The organism is Streptomyces sp. NPDC031100 (genome assembly GCF_055570785.1).
In genome coordinates this window covers 183327-204380 of sequence record NZ_JBVIGN010000002.1, presented here as the reverse complement: position 1 = coordinate 204380, position 21054 = coordinate 183327, and the positions used below count along the sequence as shown (strand labels likewise).

Annotated in this window: 18 protein-coding genes and 2 pseudogenes; 5 read left to right on the top strand and 15 right to left on the bottom strand. The window is 69.4% G+C overall.

All coding sequences use genetic code 11. The features are described from left to right. The first annotated feature begins 735 nt into the window (after positions 1-735). Complete coding sequence (locus ACZ5DS_RS05250; protein ID WP_468234328.1) at positions 736-1743, top strand: hypothetical protein; 1008 nt, start codon at positions 736-738, stop codon at positions 1741-1743. A gap of 1837 nt (positions 1744-3580) precedes the next feature. Here the strand turns inward: ACZ5DS_RS05250 and ACZ5DS_RS05245 are convergent. Further along, positions 3581-4903 carry a class I SAM-dependent RNA methyltransferase gene (locus ACZ5DS_RS05245; protein ID WP_468234326.1) on the bottom strand — a complete coding sequence of 441 codons (1323 nt, stop codon included), beginning with the start codon at positions 4901-4903 and terminating at the stop codon, positions 3581-3583. Positions 4904-5076: 173 nt separating this feature from the next. Next, the gene (locus ACZ5DS_RS05240; protein ID WP_468234324.1) at positions 5077-7125 is read right to left on the bottom strand and encodes an APC family permease; all 2049 of its coding nucleotides are present in this window, start codon (positions 7123-7125) and stop codon (positions 5077-5079) included. 161 nt (positions 7126-7286) lie between these two features. On the opposite strand from ACZ5DS_RS05240, the gene ACZ5DS_RS05235 reads away from it, so the two are divergent. From ACZ5DS_RS05235 to ACZ5DS_RS05225, 3 genes are all read left to right on the top strand, one after another. Then, positions 7287-7433, top strand: a complete 147-nt coding sequence (locus ACZ5DS_RS05235) for a hypothetical protein (RefSeq protein WP_468234321.1) — start codon at positions 7287-7289, stop codon at positions 7431-7433. Positions 7434-7546: 113 nt separating this feature from the next. Continuing rightward, on the top strand, positions 7547-8218 hold the full coding sequence (locus ACZ5DS_RS05230; protein ID WP_468234319.1) for a potassium channel family protein: 672 nt from the start codon (positions 7547-7549) through the stop codon (positions 8216-8218). Beyond that, entirely contained in the window at positions 8218-8889 is a 672-nt protein-coding gene (locus ACZ5DS_RS05225; protein ID WP_468234316.1) for a potassium channel family protein, read from the top strand. The genes ACZ5DS_RS05230 and ACZ5DS_RS05225 overlap by 1 nt, the downstream gene beginning before the upstream one ends. A 60-nt stretch (positions 8890-8949) precedes the next feature. Here ACZ5DS_RS05225 and ACZ5DS_RS05220 read toward each other — a convergent pair whose 3' ends face one another. The 9 genes and pseudogenes from ACZ5DS_RS05220 to ACZ5DS_RS05180 form a co-directional block, all read right to left on the bottom strand. Further along, on the bottom strand, positions 8950-9714 hold the full coding sequence (locus tag ACZ5DS_RS05220; protein ID WP_468234313.1) for a DUF3159 domain-containing protein: 765 nt from the start codon (positions 9712-9714) through the stop codon (positions 8950-8952). Between the two features lie 3 nt (positions 9715-9717). Then, a complete protein-coding gene (locus ACZ5DS_RS05215) occupies positions 9718-10116 on the bottom strand; it encodes an OB-fold nucleic acid binding domain-containing protein (RefSeq protein ID WP_468234310.1) in 399 nt (132 codons plus the stop codon). Between the two features lie 58 nt (positions 10117-10174). Next, positions 10175-10861, bottom strand: a complete 687-nt coding sequence (locus ACZ5DS_RS05210; protein ID WP_468234307.1) for a response regulator — start codon at positions 10859-10861, stop codon at positions 10175-10177. After that, positions 10858-13413: a sensor histidine kinase gene (locus tag ACZ5DS_RS05205; RefSeq protein WP_468234304.1), complete on the bottom strand. Its 2556-nt coding sequence runs from the start codon at positions 13411-13413 to the stop codon at positions 10858-10860. The genes ACZ5DS_RS05210 and ACZ5DS_RS05205 overlap by 4 nt, the downstream gene beginning before the upstream one ends. 146 nt (positions 13414-13559) lie before the next feature. Further along, positions 13560-13643: pseudogene (locus tag ACZ5DS_RS05200) on the bottom strand (ABC transporter ATP-binding protein); the annotation flags it as partial. Positions 13644-13686: 43 nt separating this feature from the next. After that, positions 13687-14671, bottom strand: a pseudogene (locus ACZ5DS_RS05195) (alginate lyase family protein). A 164-nt stretch (positions 14672-14835) separates the two neighbouring features. Continuing rightward, positions 14836-15600: a DUF3710 domain-containing protein gene (locus ACZ5DS_RS05190; RefSeq protein WP_468234302.1), complete on the bottom strand. Its 765-nt coding sequence runs from the start codon at positions 15598-15600 to the stop codon at positions 14836-14838. Position 15601: 1 nt separating this feature from the next. Next, positions 15602-16138, bottom strand: coding sequence for a dUTP diphosphatase (gene dut / locus ACZ5DS_RS05185; protein WP_468235088.1), 537 nt, complete (start codon positions 16136-16138; stop codon positions 15602-15604). A gap of 5 nt (positions 16139-16143) precedes the next feature. Continuing rightward, complete coding sequence (locus tag ACZ5DS_RS05180; protein WP_468234299.1) at positions 16144-16728, bottom strand: PaaI family thioesterase; 585 nt, start codon at positions 16726-16728, stop codon at positions 16144-16146. 113 nt (positions 16729-16841) lie between these two features. On the opposite strand from ACZ5DS_RS05180, the gene ACZ5DS_RS05175 reads away from it, so the two are divergent. Next, positions 16842-17306: a DUF3093 domain-containing protein gene (locus tag ACZ5DS_RS05175; protein WP_468234297.1), complete on the top strand. Its 465-nt coding sequence runs from the start codon at positions 16842-16844 to the stop codon at positions 17304-17306. Between the two features lie 15 nt (positions 17307-17321). Here the strand turns inward: ACZ5DS_RS05175 and ACZ5DS_RS05170 are convergent, their stop codons facing one another. The 4 genes from ACZ5DS_RS05170 to ACZ5DS_RS05155 all read right to left on the bottom strand — a co-directional run bounded on the left by ACZ5DS_RS05170 (position 17322) and on the right by ACZ5DS_RS05155 (position 20859). Continuing rightward, positions 17322-18236, bottom strand: a complete 915-nt coding sequence (locus ACZ5DS_RS05170; RefSeq protein ID WP_468234295.1) for a hypothetical protein — start codon at positions 18234-18236, stop codon at positions 17322-17324. Positions 18237-18249: 13 nt separating this feature from the next. Further along, positions 18250-18546, bottom strand: a complete 297-nt coding sequence (locus ACZ5DS_RS05165; RefSeq protein WP_468234293.1) for a DUF4193 domain-containing protein — start codon at positions 18544-18546, stop codon at positions 18250-18252. 393 nt (positions 18547-18939) lie between these two features. Beyond that, positions 18940-20199 (bottom strand): sensor histidine kinase, encoded by a 1260-nt coding sequence (locus ACZ5DS_RS05160; protein WP_468234290.1) that lies wholly within the window; start codon positions 20197-20199, stop codon positions 18940-18942. A 6-nt stretch (positions 20200-20205) separates the two neighbouring features. Further along, the gene (locus ACZ5DS_RS05155) at positions 20206-20859 is read right to left on the bottom strand and encodes a response regulator transcription factor (RefSeq protein WP_003993508.1); all 654 of its coding nucleotides are present in this window, start codon (positions 20857-20859) and stop codon (positions 20206-20208) included. Positions 20860-21054 lie beyond the last annotated feature (195 nt).

Below are 21054 nucleotides of genomic sequence, written 5' to 3'. Positions count from 1 at the left end.
CCACCCGGTTTCACGTGGTCACGCCACGACATCGATTCGCGCGACAGACATTGATCTGGGGTGGTGCGACTGATCATATGAAGGTGGGAGCCCTTCGAGAGAGGGCTCCCACCACCTTCCCGTGTGTCCCCTGAAAGGAAAAACACGGTCATGAGTCACTCTTCCAGGTCCGGAGCCACTTCACGCTGGCGCAGGACCCCTGACGATGCTGTCCCTCAACCGGACGCAAATTCACCGCTCTGCAACGTCCCTTCGCACCTGCAGCCTCCCGAGAGCACCCCTCTGAGAGTGGCTCGGCACAATGCATTGTTCAAACAGCGCACCCTCCTCGTGTTGTGCGCCGCGGTCACCCTTGCCAACTGCGTGGGCTGCATCGCGGCGTCCGCCAGTGGCAATCCGCTGTCCGGGCTGGCCGCAGGAGTCTGTGCATTCAGTGGAACCTTCGGCTTCCTCCATAAACATACGGACTGACACCGCCAGCCACTGAATACCGGTCCATGCCGAGCTGACGGTGCACCGCCCGCCTCGCCGTCAACCGTGCCCCGTTCTCGATGCAGAGAAGGAAGCCGAGCCGTCGGCAAAGGCGGGCATTACCCACCGCGCCGGGCTCACTTCCCACAAAGCAAGGTCACCCGCTCGAGCGACGTGAGCCCGCTCCGGACTGCGCAGACACGAACCGTCGCTACGGCAAAAGCCACCGAATCGCCTCTACCTCGGATCCCATCGGAGTCTGACATGAACGACGAGAGCATGTCCTCCTCTGCACCGCTCCCCTTGCCGGTGCGTGAGATCGTCACCCCTGCTGCGGCAGCCGTAATCCTTGAGAGAACCCGCTTGCACGGCTGCAACCCGCGCAAGCTGGATTCCTCTCACGCCCGACGGCTCGCTCGTGACATGTGCAACGGTAGCTGGGACGACTACAACCCCGACGTCCTGTCTCTGTGCAGTCATGGAGCCGCAATCCAGGGACAGCACCGCCTGGAAGCTGTAATCATCAGCAAGACGCCCCGCAGCTTCCTTGTCGCCCGGGATGTGCCACACCAGACAGCCACCACTATGGACTGCGGCAAGGCGCGCTCCGCCGCCGTCGCGCTGTCCCTGATGGGGGTCGAGCGGCACCGCAAAGACATCTCTTCGACCGTCCGGCTGCTGCGACTCTACGATGCCGAACGCAAGAAGGTTGCCTGGCCCGCATGGCGGTCTGTTATCTATACCAATGCCGAGATCGTAAGATTTTTCCGGTCGGAGTACTCCGATCTGCCGGACTTCCTGCCTCTGATGGCCGCCTTGAAGAGCGGCGTGTACTCCGCCCCCGCAGCGTCACTGGCATGCGCGTACCTGGTCCACCGGGACGGTGGGAGCACCTCGCACGCGGACGACTTCTTCCAGGGCCTGATCTCCGGAGCCCACCTGGATACAGCCGACCCCAGATGGGTTGTTCGCCGATACTTTCAGAATCCGGCCCGGCCACGACGCGGCAACACGGTCAGCTCACTTCAGCTGGGACTGCTGCTCAAGACGTGGAATCTATGGATCTCTGACGGGGTCTGGGAGATGGCATACTTCCGACCCAACGAGCGTATGCCCGAAGTCGTCCGCGCTGGCTCGGCGCGCAGATTCATCGAGGTGCAGCACGAATCAGCCGACCCGGACAGTGACAAGATGCCCTTGTCACCACGTCGCACCGCACGTCAGGCCCGTGTGCCCGACCAGAACTCCAAATCGGCTCAGGTACGCTCCTGAACCATCCGTGCCGGGCTTCCTTGGGACCGAGTTGGGGCGGCGTCAAGGCCACAAGGCGGCAGTCACCACCAACCATCGGGCGACTGCCTCGCCGCGGCCATCGGCCGTTCGGACACCCCGGAGGCCCCGCCCGGCTGCTACTGGCGACGGCCTCTAAACGCAGGGCAGCCGGCATCTCGGCCGTCGCTGGCCTTCAGAAACGGCTGGAGGTCAGCCGATTTCGATTCACACGGAGTCGGCGTGCCCAGAGGATCCTGGTCACCGTGACCGCCGGCCTACACGCACTCCAGGCACGCCCGAAGTCCACCACCGCTGGGAGTTGACGACCGACTGGCTCTTGATCGGACCGGCGTCGGCGTCGCGGCGGCAGCCTGAACGGCCTTCGTCAAGGTGCGAGCCGCTGCGCGGCCGGTCCGTGAGGTCCGTGGTGAAGACACGCAGTCGCCGCCTGATGGAGTGTTCGCCGGAGGGTGAGCGAGGCGTCTTCCCTCGTTCAGGCTTCGCCGCGTCCCTCCCTCGGTCCATGTCCACAGCCCTCGATGGCGAACCGTACGGCTCCAGACCGTTCTCCCCGGCCCTCGCCAGAGTCACGGCACATGTCCCGTCCTCGGCATCGGCCGCACCGCGATCACTCGGCCGCTTTCGACGGTCGGCAAGCGACAACAACACCCCCGGAAGTCGGCATGAGTCGCGCACCCCGCCATTGCCTCGATCTCGCCTTGCTTGTCCGTCCACACGGCCTTCCCAAGCATGTATGCGAGACTCACCAGGGTCTGCAGGGAGCCGTTCCCACACAGGCGCAGTCCAGCCAACCCGTCGGCGTTCTCCCGGTCCTCAGCCAGCCTCAGATACCCGAGTCATCACCTCGCTCTGCGATGCGCCGTACGAGGGGCGCGACTCCTCGGGCATTCCCGGCCCTGTCACGGACCAGCACCACGCTGCGGCGTCGACGTAGCCGACCAAGAGCGTTTCCCTCCAGCAGCAGGGCGGACTCATCGTGCTCGCCAAGGCCTTGGGCGATCCGGGCCAGCCGCGCCAGATCGGTGTCGCCTCTACGGCCACCGCTTTTCGGCACACCGACCTCGCTTCGCCCGGCTCGCCGCGTTGCTCCACGGCTTCGCCGAGCAGGCTCCCATGCTCGGGGGCTTCCTCGGTGTAGGACGCGGCCGGTCATTTGTTCGGCTCGGTCGCCATCCCTGACAGCACCCAGGGGAGGCCGACTAGGCCATTGCCTTGACGCGGCCGGCATCGGCTGCCTGTGGCACAAGGCTTTCCACCCTGTCCTGGTCACCTACCCGCCAGCGGAGCCCCCGCCAGCAGAAGCAGGGTCTCCATGTCAGCTGTCTCCCCGCCTGCCGGAGGTTGTGCCTCGCTCTCGGGGTGTCGCCGGCGCCCAGCCTGCGTTCGCTCGGCCTCGCAAACCTTCCCCGGCGATGGACCCAGCAGCGGCATCTCCGTCATCCTCACCGCTGGCATCCTGCAGGCTATTCGCGAGCGGGTCGGCAAGCGCGGCGTATGCGCATGGGCTCGTGGGCTGCGGAAGCACCATGTACATCACCGAGCACTGTCCTAAGCCCGCACCCATGACTGGCAGGAGTTGACCGAATCACATCGATCTTGGTCGCGCCGTACTGCCGAGTGGAGCCGACTCCACCGAACAAGCGTCCTGCGAGCGTCAGCAGCCCGAGGAAGCACGGACACAGCTTGCACCGCTGTCGCTACACCCGCCCTCCGCAGGTCGGGCGACCTTTACAGACGATCGTCGCCTTTAATCCGTTGGACGAGCGGAAACAGATCGAGTAGCCGACGAACACCGCGAAACCGCAGGTCAGACGTCCTACTTAACCGGCTCCAAAATGGCGACGCACTCAACATGCGAGGTCATCGGAAACAGATCGAACGCCCGAAGCATCCGCACCCGATACCCGCCCTCGCGAAAGTACCCCAGGTCCCGGGCGAGCGCAGCGGGATCGCAGGCGACGTATGCGATGCGGCGGGCGCCCAGGGAGGTGAGGTGTTCGACCGTCTTGCGGCCCGCCCCCGCGCGCGGGGGGTCGAGGACGATGAGGTCGACCTCGGTGATGCCGGTGCGCGGGAGGACCGACTCGACCTTGCCCTGTTCGATGCGGACCCGGGGGAAGTCGGCGAGGTTGTGCCGTGCGTCCTCGACAGCCCGCTTGCCGGACTCGATGCCCAGGACCGCGCCTTTCTCGCCGAGGCGGTCGGCCAGCGCCCCGGCGAACAAGCCCACGCCGCAGTAGAGGTCCAGCGCCATCTCGCCCTTGCGGGGCAGCAGGCCCTGCATGACCGCGGTCACCAGGGTGTCCGCCGCCTTCGGGTGGACCTGCCAGAAGCCGCCGTTGCCGACCCGGTAGGTGCGGTCGTCCGCGCGTTCGCGGACGAAGGGGCGGCCGTGGACGCGGTGGATGCCGCCGGACTTCTCGTCGACCCGGAGGACGGAGACCGGCTTGTCCAGTTCCACCAGGGGAAGGCGGGCGCCCGGACGCGGGGTCAGGATCACCTGGCGGTCCTGCGAGCCCGTCGCCGCGATCGCCTCCACCGACTCCATGCCGGTCCAGTCGCGCTTCTCGATGCCCAGCTCGGTCACGCCCGGCGCGGCGATCATGCAGTGGTCGATCACCTCGACCTCGTGCGAGCGGTGCCGGCGCAGGCCGGCCTTGCCGGTGGAGGCGTCCACCGCGTACTGCACGCGCGTGCGCCACTGCGGCACCTGGCCCGCCGGCAGCTTGTCGCCCTCGGCCGGCATCACCGTGCCGTCCCAGCCCGCCTCCTCGGGCGTGAGGCCCGCGAGCCGCAGGAGCTGCTCGGCGATCACCTCACCCTTCAGCCGGCGCTGGGCGCCCGGCTTGGCGTGCTGCCAGTCGCAGCCGCCGCAGCGGCCGGGGCCGGCGAAGGGGCAGGGAGCCTCGACGCGGTCCTTGGAGGCCTCCAGGATCTCGACGGCGTCCGCGCGCAGGAAGCGTGCGCCCTCCTCGCCCTCCGTCACCCGGGCCACCACCCGCTCGCCGGGCAGCGCGTGCCGGACGAACAGCACCTGGCCCTCGGAGGTACGGGCGATGCAGTGGCCGCCGTGGGCGACGGGGCCGATCTCGACCTCGTACTCCTCGCCCACCAGAGACTTGGTCGGTTCTGCCTGCATGGTGGGGTGACTCCAGATCGGGAAAGGGAAATCGAGGAAAGGGAAACGGGGAAAGGGAAACGGGGAAAGGAGATCGGGGAAAGGAGATCGGGGAAAGGAGGTCGGGAAAAGGAAGCGGCCGCAGCCGGTGGGGCTGACAACAGCCCACCAGTCTACGGCCTTCCCTGCCCGTCTCAGTCCTTGGCGGCCGGCTCCTTCGGCCGCTCCGCCGCGGGGCCGCGGCGTACCGCACCCGGCGCGTTCCACTCCTGCCGCTTGCGGGCGCGCAGCTTGGCCGCCTCGGAGGACGCCAGCTGGTAGGGGACGGAGGTCACCATCACGCCGGGCGTGAAGAGCAGCCGGCCCTTGAGGCGCAGGGCGCTCTGGTTGTGCAGCAGGTGCTCGTACCAGTGGCCCACCACGTACTCGGGGATGATCACCGAGACCGCGTCACGCGGGGACTCCTTGCGCAGGCTCTTGACGTACTCGATGATCGGCCGCGTGATCTCGCGGAACGGCGAGTCCAGGACCTTCAGCGGTACGTCGATCCCGCGCCGCTCCCACTCCTCGCGCAGCGCCTTGGTCTCCGCCGGGTCGACGTTGACGGTGAGCGCCTCCAGGGTGTCCGAGCGCATCAGCTTGGCGTAGGCGAGGGCGCGGAGCGTCGGGCGGTGGATCTTCGAGATCAGTACCACCGAGTGGACCCTGGACGGGCGGACACTGTCGTCGGTGGGGCCCTCGGGGGCCGCGATCTCCTCGGCGACGCGGTCGTAGTGCTTCCGGATCGCGGTCATCGTCGCGTAGAAGATGACCATGCCCAGCAGGGCGACCCAGGCGCCGTGCGTGAACTTGGTGACCAGGACGACGACCAGCACCAGACCGGTGAAGAACGCGCCGAACGCGTTGATCGCGCGCGAGCGGATCATGTGGCGGCGCTTGGCCGGGTCCTCCTCCACCGCCAGGTGGCGGTTCCAGTGCCGGACCATGCCGGTCTGGCTGAGCGTGAAGGACACGAACACGCCGACGATGTAGAGCTGGATCAGGCGGGTGGAGTCGGCGCCGTAGATGAAGGTCAGCAGAATCGCCGCGCCCGCGAGCAGCACGATGCCGTTGGAGAAGGCGAGGCGGTCGCCGCGGGTGTGCAGCTGGCGCGGGAGGTAACGGTCCTGGGCCAGGATCGAGCCGAGCAGCGGGAAGCCGTTGTACGCCGTGTTCGCCGCGAGGAACAGCACCAGGGCGGTGGCGGCCGCGAGGACGATGAACAGGAAGCTGCCCTTGCCGAAGACCGCCTCGGCGACCTGGGAGATCACCGGGTTCTGGACATAGCCGGAGCCGACCGGGATGCCGCCCCGGATCAGGTCGGTGGCCGGGTTCTCGGCCATGCGGACCTTGGTCGACATCGCGAGGGCGATGATGCCGCAGAACATGGTGACGGCCAGGAAGCCCATGAGCGCGAGCGTGGTCGCCGCGTTCTTCGACTTGGGCTTGCGGAAGGCCGGCACGCCGTTGGAGATCGCCTCCACGCCGGTGAGCGCGGCACAGCCGGAGGAGAAGGCCCGCAGCAGCAGGAAGACCAGCGCGAAGCCCGCGAGGCCCTGGTGCTCGGCCCTGATGTGGTAGTCGGCGGTCGGTGCCTTCATGGTGTCGCCGAGGACCAGGCCCCGGAAGGCGCCCCACGCGATCATGATGAAGACGCCGCCGACGAAGACGTACGTCGGGATCGCGAAGAGCTTGCCCGACTCCTTCACGCCACGCAGGTTCATCAGTGTCAGCAGAAGGATCACGACGACCGCGCACAGCACCTTGTGCTCGACCACGAAGGGGACCGCGGAGCCGAGGTTCTCGATGCCGGAGGCGATGGAGACGGCGACGGTCAGGACGTAGTCGACGAGCAGGGCGCTCGCGACGGTGAGGCCGGCCCTGGGACCGAGGTTGGTGGTGGCCACCTCGTAGTCGCCGCCGCCGCTCGGGTACGCGTGCACGTTCTGCCGGTAGGAGGCGACCACCGTGAACATCAGCACGACGACCGCGACCGCGATCCACGGGCTGAAGTGGTACGCCGACACGCCCGCGATGGACAGGACCAGCAGGACCTCTCCCGGCGCGTAGGCGACGGAGGACAGCGGGTCGGAGGCGAAGACGGGGAGTGCGATGCGCTTCGGCAGGAGCGTTTCGCCCAGCCGGTCACTGCGCAGTGCGCGCCCGATCAGGATCCGTTTGGGCACGTCGGTCAGTTTGGACACGACAGAGGATCGTATGCCTTCGAACTGGCTGACGCCCACCCGGCATCCCGGTTCTGCCTCCTGAGTGAAATCGCGGGCGCGCGGAACTGCGGATTCCGTGGTCCGTGCGCCCTGCGTGTCTAGATGGCAGACCCCGCCCGTCACTGCACTTCGGAGGTCCCATGCCCGCGATCGCAGAGCTGATCGGGGCCACCGTCGCCCTGGTCGGCCTCGGAATCCTGACCCTGTGCAGCGTGCGCAGCATCACTCGCCGATCGTCGGCCGTCGGCCATCCGCCGGTGGTCGCCGACGAGGGTCACAGCCCTTGATCGCGGGAAACCCCGCACAGGGGTGCCCTGCCCGAACCGCTCGTGTGTAGCTTTGGGCGTCGGTCTGAGACCCTGATGCTGAGCAGTAACTTTTGGACACCGGAAGGACGGTCGTGCACATCGTCATCATGGGCTGCGGGAGAGTGGGTTCCACTCTCGCCCAGAGCCTGGAGCAACAGGGGCACACGGTCGCCGTGATCGACCAGGACCCCACCGCCTTCCGCCGACTGGGCCCCGGGTTCGGTGGCCGCCGGGTCACCGGGGTCGGCTACGACCAGGACACCCTGCGCGAGGCGGGCATCGAGGAGGCCGGCGCGTTCGCCGCCGTCTCCAGCGGTGACAACTCCAACATCATCTCCGCACGCGTGGCCCGCGAGATGTTCGGCGTGGAGAACGTGGCCGCCCGGATCTACGACCCCCGCCGCGCCGAGGTCTACCAGCGCCTGGGCATCCCCACCGTGGCCACGGTCCGCTGGACGGCCGACCAGATGCTGCGGCGTCTGCTGCCCTCGGGCGCCGAGCCGCTGTGGCGCGACCCCACCGGAGGCGTCCAGCTCGCCGAGGTGCACGCCTCGCCGAAGTGGGTCGGCCACAAGATCAGCAAGCTGCAGGAGGAGACGGGCGTCCGGGTGGCGTTCCTGACCCGCCTGGGCGAGGCCATCCTGCCCACCTCGCAGACGGTGCTCCAGGAGGGCGACCTCGTCCACGTGATGATGCGGGCGGACGACGTGGAGAAGGTCGAGGCGGCCTTCGCCGGAGGCCCCGAAGAGGAGGGCGGTCACTGATGAGGGTCGCCATTGCCGGAGCCGGCGCCGTGGGCCGCTCGATCGCGGGCGAGCTGCTGGAGAACGGCCACGAGGTTCTGCTCATCGACAAGGCCCCGACCGCCATCTCGGTGGAGCGGGTGCCGCAGGCGGAGTGGCTGCTGGCCGACGCCTGTGAGATCACGTCCCTGGACGAGGCGGCGCTCCAGCGCTGCAACGTGGTCATCGCCGCGACGGGTGACGACAAGGTCAACCTGGTCGTGTCACTGCTCGCGAAGACGGAGTACGGCGTCCCGCGCGTCGTGGCCCGGGTGAACAACCCGAAGAACGAGTGGCTGTTCAACGAGGCCTGGGGCGTCGATGTGGCCGTCTCCACGCCGCGTCTGATGTCCGCCCTGGTCGAGGAGGCCGTGAGCGTCGGCGACCTGGTCCGCCTGCTCCGCTTCAGCCACGGGGACGCCAACCTGGTGGAGCTGACGCTGCCCGAGGAGTCGGCCCTGGCCGGCACCCGGGTCGGCGAGGTCGAGTGGCCCCAGGACACCTCCCTGGTCACGATCATCCGCGGCACCCGCGTGCTGACCCCGTCCAAGGACGACTCCCTGGAGGCGGGCGACGAACTCCTCTTCGTGGCCGCGCAGGCCCGGGAGGAACAGCTGGAGGAACTGCTGTCGGTGCGGCGGGAAGAAGGCTGAACCGACGACGAAGGGCGCCCTTGATGCCAAGGGCGCCCTTTGTCGTCGTACGACGGCTGTCTACGCGTCCCGGCGGTGGCGTCCGCCCGTCGGCTCGCCCTCGGCGGCCAGCGCGGCCTTGCGTTCCTTCTCGGCCTTCTCCTCCGCCTCCATCTCCGCGAACACGTCGATCGGTGCGGGCGCCTTCGCCAGGAAGACCCAGGTGAGCCAGACGGCCAGCAGGAAGGGCGGGATCTTCAGGGCGATCAGCACCCAGCCGAGCCTGGTGGTGTCGGACCACCAGTAGAGCGGGAAGAGGATCGCGCACTTGGCGAGCAGGATCAGGCCCCAGGCCCAGCTCGCCTTCGCATAGGCCTTCTTGCGGCCGGGGTTGCGGGTGCGCCAGGAGAGGTTCTCCTTGAAGACCGGGCCGAGGATGAGACCGATCAGCGGGACACCGGCGAGGGTCGTGACGATGTAGGCCAGCGCCAGGCCCAGCGTGTAGAGCATGCCGGGCAGGTAGAAGTCCTTGGCGTTCCCCGTGAACATCGCGAACACGACACCGAAGGCCACGCCGAACACACCGCTGAAGGCGTGCTTGACGGTGTCCTTCCGGACCAGCCGGACCACGACCAGCACCAGGGACAGGGCCAGGGCGGCGACCGCCGAGACGTGCAGGTTCTTGTCGACCGTGAAGATCGCGACGAAGAGGAGACCCGGCAGGACCGTCTCGACCATGCCGCGGACACCGCCGAACGCCTCGAACAGCGCGGCCTCGGTCACCGCCCGGGCGTCGTCGGTCTGAGCCTCACCGGCGTCTTGGGTCGGCTTGTCGAGGGACGTCACCGGCTACTCCCGTCCGAGGGGTCGCAGTTCGTATTTCGGGTTGAACAGCACGCGGCGGCCCCGGCTCATCGAGATCCGGCCCGATGCGATCAGCTTGCGCCCCGGTTCTATGCCGACGATGGAGCGCCTGCCGAGCCACACCACGTCCAGCGCGGCGGAGCCGTCGAACAGCTCGGCCTCCAGGGCCGGGACTCCGGCGCGTGGCCGCAGGGTGACCGTGCGCAAGGTACCAGTTACGGTGACGATCTGCCGGTCATGGCAGTCACCGATCCGGATGCATCCCGCTGTGTCGGCGTCTTCCCGCAGCTCCTCGGACTCCAGGTCCTCCTGGGAGGAAGAGAGTCGGCCGAGCATGCGCCGGAACCGGCCGGTCGGCTTTTCGGAACGAGGAACAGCAGTCATACGTGAAGCGTACCGGGGTGCACTCACAGCGCCGTAGCGAAGCTCACCTCGCTGAAGCTCAGCTCTCGAACCGGTACCCCATCCCCGGCTCGGTGATGAAGTGCCTGGGATGCGACGGGTCCGCCTCCAGCTTGCGTCGCAGCTGGGCCATGTAGACGCGCAGGTAGTTGGTCTCCGTCCCGTACGACGGCCCCCACACCTCCTGCAGCAGCTGCTTCTGGCTGACCAGCCGGCCGGTGTTGCGGACCAGCACCTCCAGCAGGTGCCACTCGGTCGGGGTGAGCCGGACGTCCCTGCCGGCGCGGTTGACCTTCTTCGCCGCCAGGTCGACGGTGAAGCCCTCGGTCTCCACGGTCGTCAGGTCGTCCTCGCCCGGCCCGGACGGCTCGGCCCGGCGCACGGCGGCCCGCAGCCGGGCCAGCAGCTCGTCCATGCCGAAGGGCTTGGTGACGTAGTCGTCGGCCCCCGCGTCCAGCGCCTCGACCTTCTCGTCCGAGGAGTGCCGGGCGGACAGGACCAGGATGGGGACGCGGGTCCAGCCGCGCAGCCCCTTGATCACCTCGACGCCGTCCATGTCCGGCAGGCCCAGGTCGAGGACGACCACGTCGGGGTGGCGGGAGGCGGCGAGCTCGAGGGCGGTCCTGCCGTCGGCGGCCGCGTCGACCTCGTACTTGCGCGCCTTGAGGTTGATCACGAGGGCGCGCACGATCTGCGGCTCGTCTTCGACCACGAGGACCCGGGTCATAGGGTCTGCCTTTCTGGTTCTGCGGTGGCCTCCCCGGCGGGGAGGGACTCGGGACGCGATCCTGCCGCGCGGAGGCTGAGCACCATGGTGAGCCCGCCACCCGGCGTGTCCTCGGCGTTCAGGGTGCCGCCCATGGCCTCGGCGAAGCCCCGGGCGACCGCGAGGCCGAGGCCGACCCCGGCGCCCCGCGGGGCGTCGCCGTAGCGCTGGAAGGGCGCGAAGATACGGTCCTTCGCCTCGTCCGGCACCCCGGGTCCGCGGTCCACCACGCGCACCTCGACGCGGTCCACCAGGGCGCTGGCGGACACCAGGACGCGCTGTCCGGGCGGGCTGTACTTGACGGCGTTCTCCACCAGGTTGGCCACCGACCGCTCCAGCAGTCCGGGGTCGACGGCGACCATGGGCAGGGTCTCGGGGATGTCCAGCTCGACGCTGCCCTCCGGGACGCCGCCCAGCGCCATCGGGACCACCTCGTCCACGTCGATCTCGCGGATGAGCGGGGTGACGGTGCCGGTCTGCAGGCGGGACATGTCGAGCAGGTTGCCGACGAGGTGGTCGAGCCGGTCGGCGCCCTCCTCGATGCCCTTCAGCAGCTCCGCCTGGTCCTCCTCGGACCAGGCCACGTCGTCGGAGCGCAGCGAGGAGACGGCGGCCTTGATGCCGGCGAGCGGGGTGCGCAGGTCATGGCTGACGGCGGCGAGCAGGGCGGTGCGGATGCGGTTGCCCTCGGCGAGCGTGCGGGCCTGGTCGGCCTCCTCCTGGAGGCGCCGGCGGTCCAGCGCTACGGCGGCCTGGGCGGCGAAGGCTGCCAGCACCCGGCGGTCCTCCGCGGGCAGCACGCGCCCGGTCAGCGCGAGCGCCATGGTGTCGCCGATCGGCATGTCCACGTCGGCGTCCTCGGGCCGCTCCAGGGACGGCCCGAATCCCGCGCGGCCCGCGCAGGACCACGGCTCGACCTCGCTCCGGCGTTCCAGCAGGGCCGCGGACTCCATGCCGAAGGTCTCCCGGACCCGCTCCAGCAGCTCCTCCAGGCCGGTCTCACCGCGCAGCACGTTGCCGGCCAGGAAGGAGAGGATCTCCGACTCCGCGCGCAGCCGCGCGGCCTGATGGGTGCGCCGGGCGGCGAGGTCCACCACCGAGGCGACCGACACGGCGACCCCGACGAAGATCGCGATGGCCACGATGTTCCTGGGATCGGCGACGGTCAGCCGGTGCAGGGGCGGGGTGTAGTAGTAGTTCAGCAGCAGGGAGCCGAAGGCCGCCGAGGCCAGGGCGGGCAGCAGGCCGCCGAGCAGGGCCGCTGCGACCGTGACGGCCAGGAACAGCAGCATGTCGTTGGCGAGGCCGAGGTCGATGGTGTTCAGCAGCAGCGCGAGGACCACCGGGCCGACCAGGCCCACCGCCCAGCCCGAGATGATGCGGGCCCGGCCGAGCCGCGCGCCCCGGGCCACGGGCAGTCCGCGGCCCTTGGCGACCTCCTCGTGGGTGACGATGTGGACGTCGAGGTCGGGACCGGACTCACGGGCGACGGTGGCGCCGACGCCGGGCCCGAAGACGTACTGCCAGGCCTTGCGGCGCGAGGAGCCGAGGACGATCTGGGTGGCGTTGACGCCGCGCGCGAAGTCCAGCAGCGCGGCCGGTATGTCGTCGCCGACCACGTGGTGGAAGGTGCCGCCGAGGTCCTCGACCAGGGTGCGCTGGACGGCCAGCTCCTTCGGGGAGGCGGCGGTCAGCCCGTCGCTGCGGGCTATGTAGACCGCCAGCACCTCGCCTCCGGCGCCCTTCTCGGCGAGGCGGGCGGCGCGCCGGATCAGCGTGCGTCCTTCGGGGCCGCCGGTCAGGCCGACCACGATCCGCTCGCGCGAGCCCCAGATCTTGGAGACCCGGTGCTCGCTGCGGTACGCGTTCAGGTACTCGTCGACCCGGTCGGCCACCCACAGCAGCGCCAACTCCCGCAGGGCGGTGAGGTTGCCGGGCCGGAAGTAGTTGGACAGGGCCGCGTCGACCTTGTCCGGCTTGTAGATGTTGCCGTGCGCCATCCGGCGGCGCAGCGCCTGCGGAGACATGTCGACCAGCTCGATCTGGTCGGCGCGCCGTACGACCTCGTCGGGCACCGTCTCACGCTGCCGCACCCCGGTGATCGACTCGACCACATCACCCAGCGACTCCAGGTGCTGGATGTTGACCGTCGAGACCACATCGATCCCGGCCGCGAGCAGCTCCTCCACGTCCTGCCAGCGCTTGGCGTTGCGGGAGCCGGGGACGTTGGTGTGGGCGAGTTCGTCCACGAGGGCGACGGCGGGGGCGCGGCGCAGCACTGCGTCGACGTCCATCTCGTCGAAGGTCGTGTCCCGGTACTCCAGCTGTCGGCGCGGTGTCTGCTCCAGGCCGTGCAGCATCACCTCGGTGCGCGGCCGGTCGTAGTGCTCGACGTAGGCCACGACGCAGTCGGTGCCCCGCTCGATCCGGCGGTGCGCCTCGGACAGCATGGCGTAGGTCTTGCCCACGCCGGGCGCCGCGCCGAGATAGATCCGAAGCTTGCCGCGTGCCATGGCCCCATTGTCTTCCAGAGAACTGCTGCGTACGCAGCGTCGACCTTACGGCCAACGGTGCGGACGAAAGGGACGATGGCCCGGTCAACGGGGGTCTTTGACGCAACTCTGACGGGGCGGGACGGCTCGGGTGCGGACGAACGGCCTCAGTACTGCACGATCTCGCCGTCCCGCAGCTCCAGCACCCGGGCGGCGAGGTCGCGCAGGGTCGCGTCGTGCGTGGCGACCAGCCGGGCGCCCGTATCGCCGTGGGACACCCGGCCGATGGGCGGTTCAGTTCGGGTTGTCGCCGTGCGTGAGGGTCTCCCAGGCGACGAAGAGGTTGTTGCTGCCGGCCGGGCGGTTGTTCCGGGTCAGGGTCCGGGTGTTGGTCATGGCGATGCCGAGGCGGTTGTGCAGGGCGTTGTAGCCGACCTCGGTGACCGGTCCGAGCCCGAGTTTGAGGGAGCCGTTGCACAGCCGGCCGGGGACGGCCGCGCCGAGCTGGTACGTGGACTGGAAGCCGAGCGCCTGCCGCAGCCGCTCGCCGACGTCGGTGCCGTAGAGGTCCCGGCCCTGGATCCGGCTGGTCTCGGCGACGTGGGAGATCGCGGAGATGCCGTAGCCGGTGTGCACGAAGTCCCGGCAGGTCTCCTGGGTGAGCCCGGTGACGAACGTGGACTGGCCCTGCCAGTAGGAGACGATCTTGTCGCGGGTGTCCAGGTTCTGGCTGGGCACGGTCTTCGGCAGGTCACCGTCGGAGGCGAGGTAGACGTAGGCGGCCGCCCGGGTACGTGTACTTGATGATCTCGGCGGCCTTGGGCCAGGAGGAGCCCGCCCAGCCGGTCTGCAGGGGCGCGTTGCTGTTGGTGTGGCTGGTGATCGTGCCCGACCAGGCGTCCATGATCTGGATGGCCTTCCGGGCGTAGCGCGCGTCGCGGGTGATGTACCAGGCGAGGGCGTCGGTGTAGGCGGCGATCGCGTCCTCGCGCTCGTCGGTGCAGCCGTAGTCGGGGTTGGAGTAGGGGCCGCACTCGACGGTGGCGCGGGGCCTGGGCGTGCGGTTCAGGTCGGCGTAGGGGCTCGCCGTCATCTGGTCGTACGCGCTTTTCCAGGGCTGGGCGCCGGCCAGCACCTTGGTGCGGACGAAGTCCAGTTGGCTCTGGGAGACGGTGACGCCCGGGTGGACGAAGGTGGTGGGGGCGGAGTGGGCGGCGGGCGCCGTGAAGGCGCCCAGCAGCAGGGAGGCCGCAACGGCGAGCAGTGGGGTACGGCGCACGGGTGCTACGTTCTCGTATGTGAACGTAGAGCGCCTTTATGAACACAGGCGTTGGCCGGAGACCGTAGGTACAGACCAATCGCCCGTCAAGGGGTCGTGCACGCGAAAGGGCCGCACCCCGGGTCTGGGGTGCGGCCCGTGAACTGCTCGGCCGAGCGTGACGGTCAGCGGACCTCGGTGATCTCCGGTCCGCGCTGCAGCTGGCCCATGCCGCCGGAGAAGCGCGAGCCCTCCTCCTGCTGGACACCCTCGGGAACCATCTGGGCGTCGTTCGGCAGCTTCAGGACGATCGGGTCGCGGGGCGCCATCGGGCCCTCGCCGCGGACCACGACCGTGTCGCGGAAGATCTGCTCCAGCAGGCCGGCGGCCTGCGGCTGCACGGCCCCCTGGCCGGAGATCACACCACGCAGGAACCAGCGCGGGCCGTCCACGCCGACGAACCGCACGACCTGGAAGCCGCCGGTGCCGTCCGGCAGCTGCACCGGCACCTGGGCGCGCAGCTCCCAGCCCAGCGGGCCCTCGACCTCGTCGACGATGCCGCCCTGCTGGGTGATGCCGCCCCCGATCTCCTCGCGGACCTCGCCCCAGATGCCCTCGCGCTTGGGCGCGGCGAAGGCCTGGAGCTGGATGGCGCTGTCCCGCAGCACGACGGTGGCCGCGACGATCGCGTCACCGGCGACCTCGACCCGCAGCTCCATGCCGTCGACGCCCGGCACGAAGAGACCGCCGAGGTCGACACGGCCCTCACCCGGGTCGCGCACCTCGTTGCTGTCCCACGGCCCGTCAGGCCGGGGCTCGGGCTCCAGCCGGACGCGCTCGCGCTCGGCCTCGTCCCCTTCGTCCGCCTCGGTGTCGACGCTGTCGACGACCTGCTCGGCCTCGCCGGCCGCGTCCTCGGCGGCACCCTTCTTCTTGCGACGTCCGAACACGTCACTGTCCTTCCCGGTCGGATACGACCGAAGCGTATCGATTCCCACCCGTCCCGCCGCCCATGGCAACAGGACCGCTTGTGCCGCTCTCGCCGCCCACCGCAGCGTGGCCGCCGGTGGACCCGAAGCCCCCCTCGGCCCGCGCCGAGCCGGGAAGCTCCGCCACCTCCTGGAAGCGGACCCTCTCGACCTGCTGGACGACCAGTTGGGCAATCCGGTCGAAGCGCTCGAACCGCACGGACTCGCGCGGGTCGAGATTCACCACGATCACCTTGATCTCCCCACGGTACCCGGCATCAACCGTCCCTGGGGCATTCACGAGGCCGACGCCGCAGCGGGCGGCGAGACCGGATCGGGGGTGCACGAAGGCCGCGTACCCCTCCGGGAGGGCGATCGACACCCCCGTGGGCAGCACTGCCCGCTCACCGGGCGCCAGTTCGCACGCCTCGGTGGTCCGCAGATCGGCTCCGGCGTCCCCCGGGTGCTCGTACGTCGGAAGCGGTACGTCGGGGTCGATGCGCCGGATCAGCACGTTCAGGTGGCTCACGGGTTCACCTCGAAGGCGCGGGCCCGCCGGACCTGGTCCGGGTCGCTCATGGCGGCCTGGATCTCCTCCTCGCGGCCGTGGTCGATGAAGTGATCAACCTTGACCTCGATGAAGAGGGCGTCCGCGCGGACGGCGACCGGTCCGTCCGGCCCGCCTATGCGGCCGGTGGCGGTGGAGTAGATCTTCCGCCCGGCGACGGCGGTGACCTCGGCCTCGAGGTACAGCGTGGTGCCGACGGGCACGGGCCGCGCGAAGTCGGTCTCCAGCCGGCCGGTGACGGCGATGGTCCGCAGCAGCCAGTTCAGCGAGCCGAGCGTCTCGTCCAGAGCCGTGGCCAGCACCCCGCCGTGGGCGAGGCCGGGAGCGCCCTGGTGGGCGGGCTGGACGGTGAACTCGGCGGTCAGCGAGACGCCCTCACCGGCCCGGGCCTCCAGGTGCAGTCCGTGGGACTGTCCGGGACCACAACCGAAACAGTGTTCGTAGTGGGCACCGAGGAGTTCCCCGGGCGCGGGCGCGTCGGGGTGCCGTACCGGTTTCACCGCGTCGGCGGGAGGCTGAAGAGCTGCGGAACTACCACTCACAGCCGCAGACCTTACCCGCCCACCCGTCACCCACCACCGCCCTGCCCGACAGCGCTTCGCGCCGGCTCCCCCTGATCGTGGCCAAGTTCGGATCCCGTGCCAAGCTTGGGCCCATGCAGCTCTCCGCCACCCCCTACGAAGAACGCCTCACCGCCCCCCGCTCGTGGTGGCTGATCAGCTTCCTCGTGGGCGTCTCGTTCGCCCTGATCCTGCTCCCCTTCGGCACCCTGCCGATGCTCGGCGGCCTGGTCGGCGGCACGGCCGCGGCCGCGGTGGTGGCCAGCGCCTACGGCTCCCCGCGCATCCGTGTCGTGGGCGACTCCCTGATCGCGGGCGAGGCGAAGATCCCGGTGGCGGCACTCGGCAGGTCGGAGGTCCTGGACCCGGAGGAGGCCCGCGCCTGGCGCACGTACAAGGCCGACACGCGCGCCTTCCTGCTGCTGCGCGCCTACATCCCCACGGCCCTGCGCGTGGACGTCACGGACCCGGAGGACCCGACGCCGTACCTGTACCTGTCGACGCGGGAACCGGAACGCCTGGCGAAGGCGATCGAGACGGCCAAGAACCAGCAGGCGTAGCCGGTTCCGGGGACGTCAGTCCCCCCACTCCTCGGGAAGCTCGTCCACCGTCAGCGGATGCGCGGGCTTCTCCAGAGGCGGCAGCTCCGGCAATGCGTCCCACGGCACCTGGATCTTCCGCAGGTCCGCGCGAATGCGCGCTGCGAGCTTCTTGGTGTCCCGGCGGTTCATGACCGCCCCCACCGCCGCGCCCACCATGAACGGCATGAGGTTGGGCAGGTCCCGGACCATCCGCTTCATGATCTGCTGACGCAGCTCGCGTTTCATCTGGCCCCCGAGGGCCGCGTTGACCGTCGACGGCTTCGTCACGTCGATCCCGCGCTCCCCCGACCAGGAGGACAGATACGCGGTACTGCGGGCCATCAGGCTCCCCGGCGGCCGTACGCCGTACACCTCGTACAGCTCGGCGATCAGCTTCAGCTCGATCGCCGCGACGCCGGTGATCTCCGCGGCCAGCTCGGTCGGCATGGCGGGCGGCACGGGCAGCATCGCCGCCGCTCCGATCCCGGCCCCGACCGTCGAGGTCCCGGCCGCCGCGCCTGCCACGAGCTTGTCGGCGAGTTCCTCGGGCCCGAGGCCCGGGAACTGTCGACGCAGCGTCGCGAGGTCGCGTACGGGGACGCGCGGGGCGATCTCGATGATCCGGTCCGCGAGATACGCCAGACCGGCCCGAGCGCGGCTGCCGCCCTTGCGGGCACCTTCCCGGGCCAGCTCCCGGGCCTTGTCGCGGATCACCGCGGCCCGTCGCCATGCGACGGGCGCGGGTTTCTGCTCCGGCAGGCCGTCCCGGCCGGGAGCCGGTTCGAGCGAGGCTCCCGCACCGGGTGAGCCTCGCTCGCCGTCACGCGCGCCGTGCGGGCCTTCGTACGGCCCCTTGTCCGCTCCCGGCAGGGGGAAGCGGCGCTTCCGTGGAGGGGTCGAGCCAGTCACGGCCGACCCGTCCTCAGTCGCAGTCGCGGCAGATCGGCTGACCGTTCTTCTCCCGGGCCAGCTGGCTGCGGTGGTGCACCAGGAAGCAGCTCATGCAAGTGAACTCGTCCTGCTGCTTGGGCAGCACACGGACTGCCAGCTCCTCGTTCGAGAGATCGGCTCCCGGCAGCTCGAGGCCCTCTGCGGCCTCGAACTCGTCGACGTCCACCGTGGAGGCGGACTTGTCGTTCCGGCGAGCCTTCAGCTCTTCGAGGCTGTCCGAGTCGACGTCGTCGTCGGTCTTGCGTGGAGTGTCGTAATCGGTTGCCATGTCGCTCTCCCCCTCTGGGTGTTTGCGGTGTCTCCAGCGCACGTAACGCGTGAGAGGCCGGACTTGTGCCCGACCTGAGGCGGAGATTTTGCCTCACATCAAGGTCTGTTACTCAATCGACACCCAACCCGATCCCTCAAGAGTGATCGGCTTGGATGGCGGTGAGGACCGTACACGGTTCGAATGTCGCACTTCAAAGGCGCCTCACCGTGTACTTCCCGTGATCAAGAGCCCTGAAAACCAGGATTTTCCCGGCTTTACGACCTCTGTCATGATCACGGAGAGTACATGGCTGGAAATCCGCCCATGTGATCGATCACACAGGCACAACCACGGCGGGCACCCCGAAAATTCCGCGCAAAGCGAACTTCCTTCGCGCGTGTCGGATCCTCGTCACAGCGGCAGTGTCACGTGCATGACCAGGCCGCCTCCCTCTCTGGGCTGCGCCACGATGTGACCGCCGTGAGCGCGGGCCACGGACCGGACGATGGACAGGCCGAGGCCCACACCCTTGTCACTGCCCGTGCGCTCCGTACGGAGCCGCCTGAAGGGCTCGAAGAGGTTGTCGATCTCGTACGCCGGCACGACCGGCCCGGTGTTGGAGACGGTCAGCACCGCCTGCCCGTGCTCCACCTCGGTGGTGACCTCGACCCAGCCCGCCTCCGGCACGTTGTAGCGCACCGCGTTCTGTACGAGGTTCAGCGCGATCCGCTCCAGCAGGACGCCGTTGCCCTGCACCACGGCCGGCTTGCGCTCACCGAGGATCTTGACGCCCCTGGCCTCCGCCTCGCCGTGCACCTGGTCGATGGCCTGGGAGGCCACCTCGGCCAGGTCGACCGGCTTGCGCTCGACGATCTGGTTGTCGCTGCGGGCGAGCAGCAGCAGGCCCTCCACCAGCTGCTCGCTGCGCTCGTTCGTGGCCAGCAGCGTCTTGCCGAGCTGTTGCAGCTCCACCGGTGCGTTCGGATCGGACAGGTGCACCTCCAGGAGCGTGCGGTTGATCGCCAGTGGCGTGCGCAGCTCGTGGGAGGCGTTGCCGACGAAGCGCTGCTGGGCCGTGAAGGCGCGCTCCAGCCGCTCCAGCATGTCGTCGAAGGTGTCCGCGAGCTCCTTCAGCTCGTCGTCCGGTCCGTCCAGCTCGATCCGGCGGGACAGATCGGATCCGGCCACCTGGCGGGCGGTGCGGGTGATCCGGCCCAGCGGGGACAGCACACGGCCCGCCATCGCGTAGCCGAACGCGAAGGCGATCACGGCGAGGCCCAGCAGGGCCAGCAGCGAACGGCTGAGCAGGTCGTCCAGAGCCGCCTGGCGCCGCTGGTCCACGCAGTGGCTGATCGCGGCGTTGAAGTCCGGAAGCGACAGGTTGGCCGGGCTGCCGATCGCGGGGCAGTTGTCGCTGGTGATCTGCAGCTTCGAGCCCTGCGTAAAGCTGACGATCTTGAACAGCGGCTGGTTGCCGGTGCTGATCGCCTGCGCGGCCAGGAGGTAGATGATCGACAGCAGCAGGATGCCGGCGATCAGGAACATGCCGCCGTACAGCAGCGTCAGCCGTATCCGGATGGTCGGGCGCAGCCATGGGAAGGGGGGCTGCGGCCTCCTGGGGTCCCAGGTGGGTTTCGGGGGCGCCTGGGGCGGCGCGGGTGTCGTGGCCACGGCGGATCAGATCCGGTAGCCGGAACCGGGCACGGTGACGATCACGGGCGGTTCGCCGAGCTTGCGGCGCAGCGTCATGACCGTCACGCGCACGACGTTGGTGAACGGGTCGGTGTTCTCGTCCCAGGCCTTCTCCAGCAGCTGCTCGGCCGAGACGACCGCGCCCTCGCTGCGCATCAGCACCTCCAGGACGGCGAACTCCTTGGGTGCGAGCTGGACCTCCTTGCCGTCGCGGAAGACCTCGCGGCGGTTGGGGTCGAGCTTGATGCCGGCGCGCTCCAGGACCGGAGGCAGGGGCACGCTCGTACGCCGTCCGAGGGCGCGCACGCGCGCGATCAGCTCGCTGAACGCGAACGGCTTGGGGAGATAGTCGTCGGCGCCGATCTCCAGACCCTCGACACGGTCGCTGACGTCGCCGGAGGCGGTGAGCATGAGCACGCGCGTGGGCATGCCCAGCTCCACGATCTTGCGGCAGACGTCGTCGCCGTGGACGAGCGGGAGGTCACGGTCGAGGACGACCACGTCGTAGTCGTTGACGCCGATGCGCTCCAGGGCGGCCGCACCGTCGTACACGACGTCGACGGCCATGGCCTCCCGGCGCAGTCCGGTGGCCACCGCATCGGCGAGCAGTTGCTCGTCCTCGACGACGAGTACGCGCACGTCGCTTGTCCTTCCTGTGTCCACCCGCGTAGCGCTCCGTGAGCGCGCGGGCAGGGGTGTCCGTGGGATCTGACCTCCATCCTGCCCTTTTCGGCCGTAAGTCGGCTGTAAGGCGGGGTCCGGGCCGCAGAGATCCCGTTCCTGGAGCGGGAATGCGGGATTTTCTCGAGTGGTTGAGGTTTCCGGGGAAGGGAG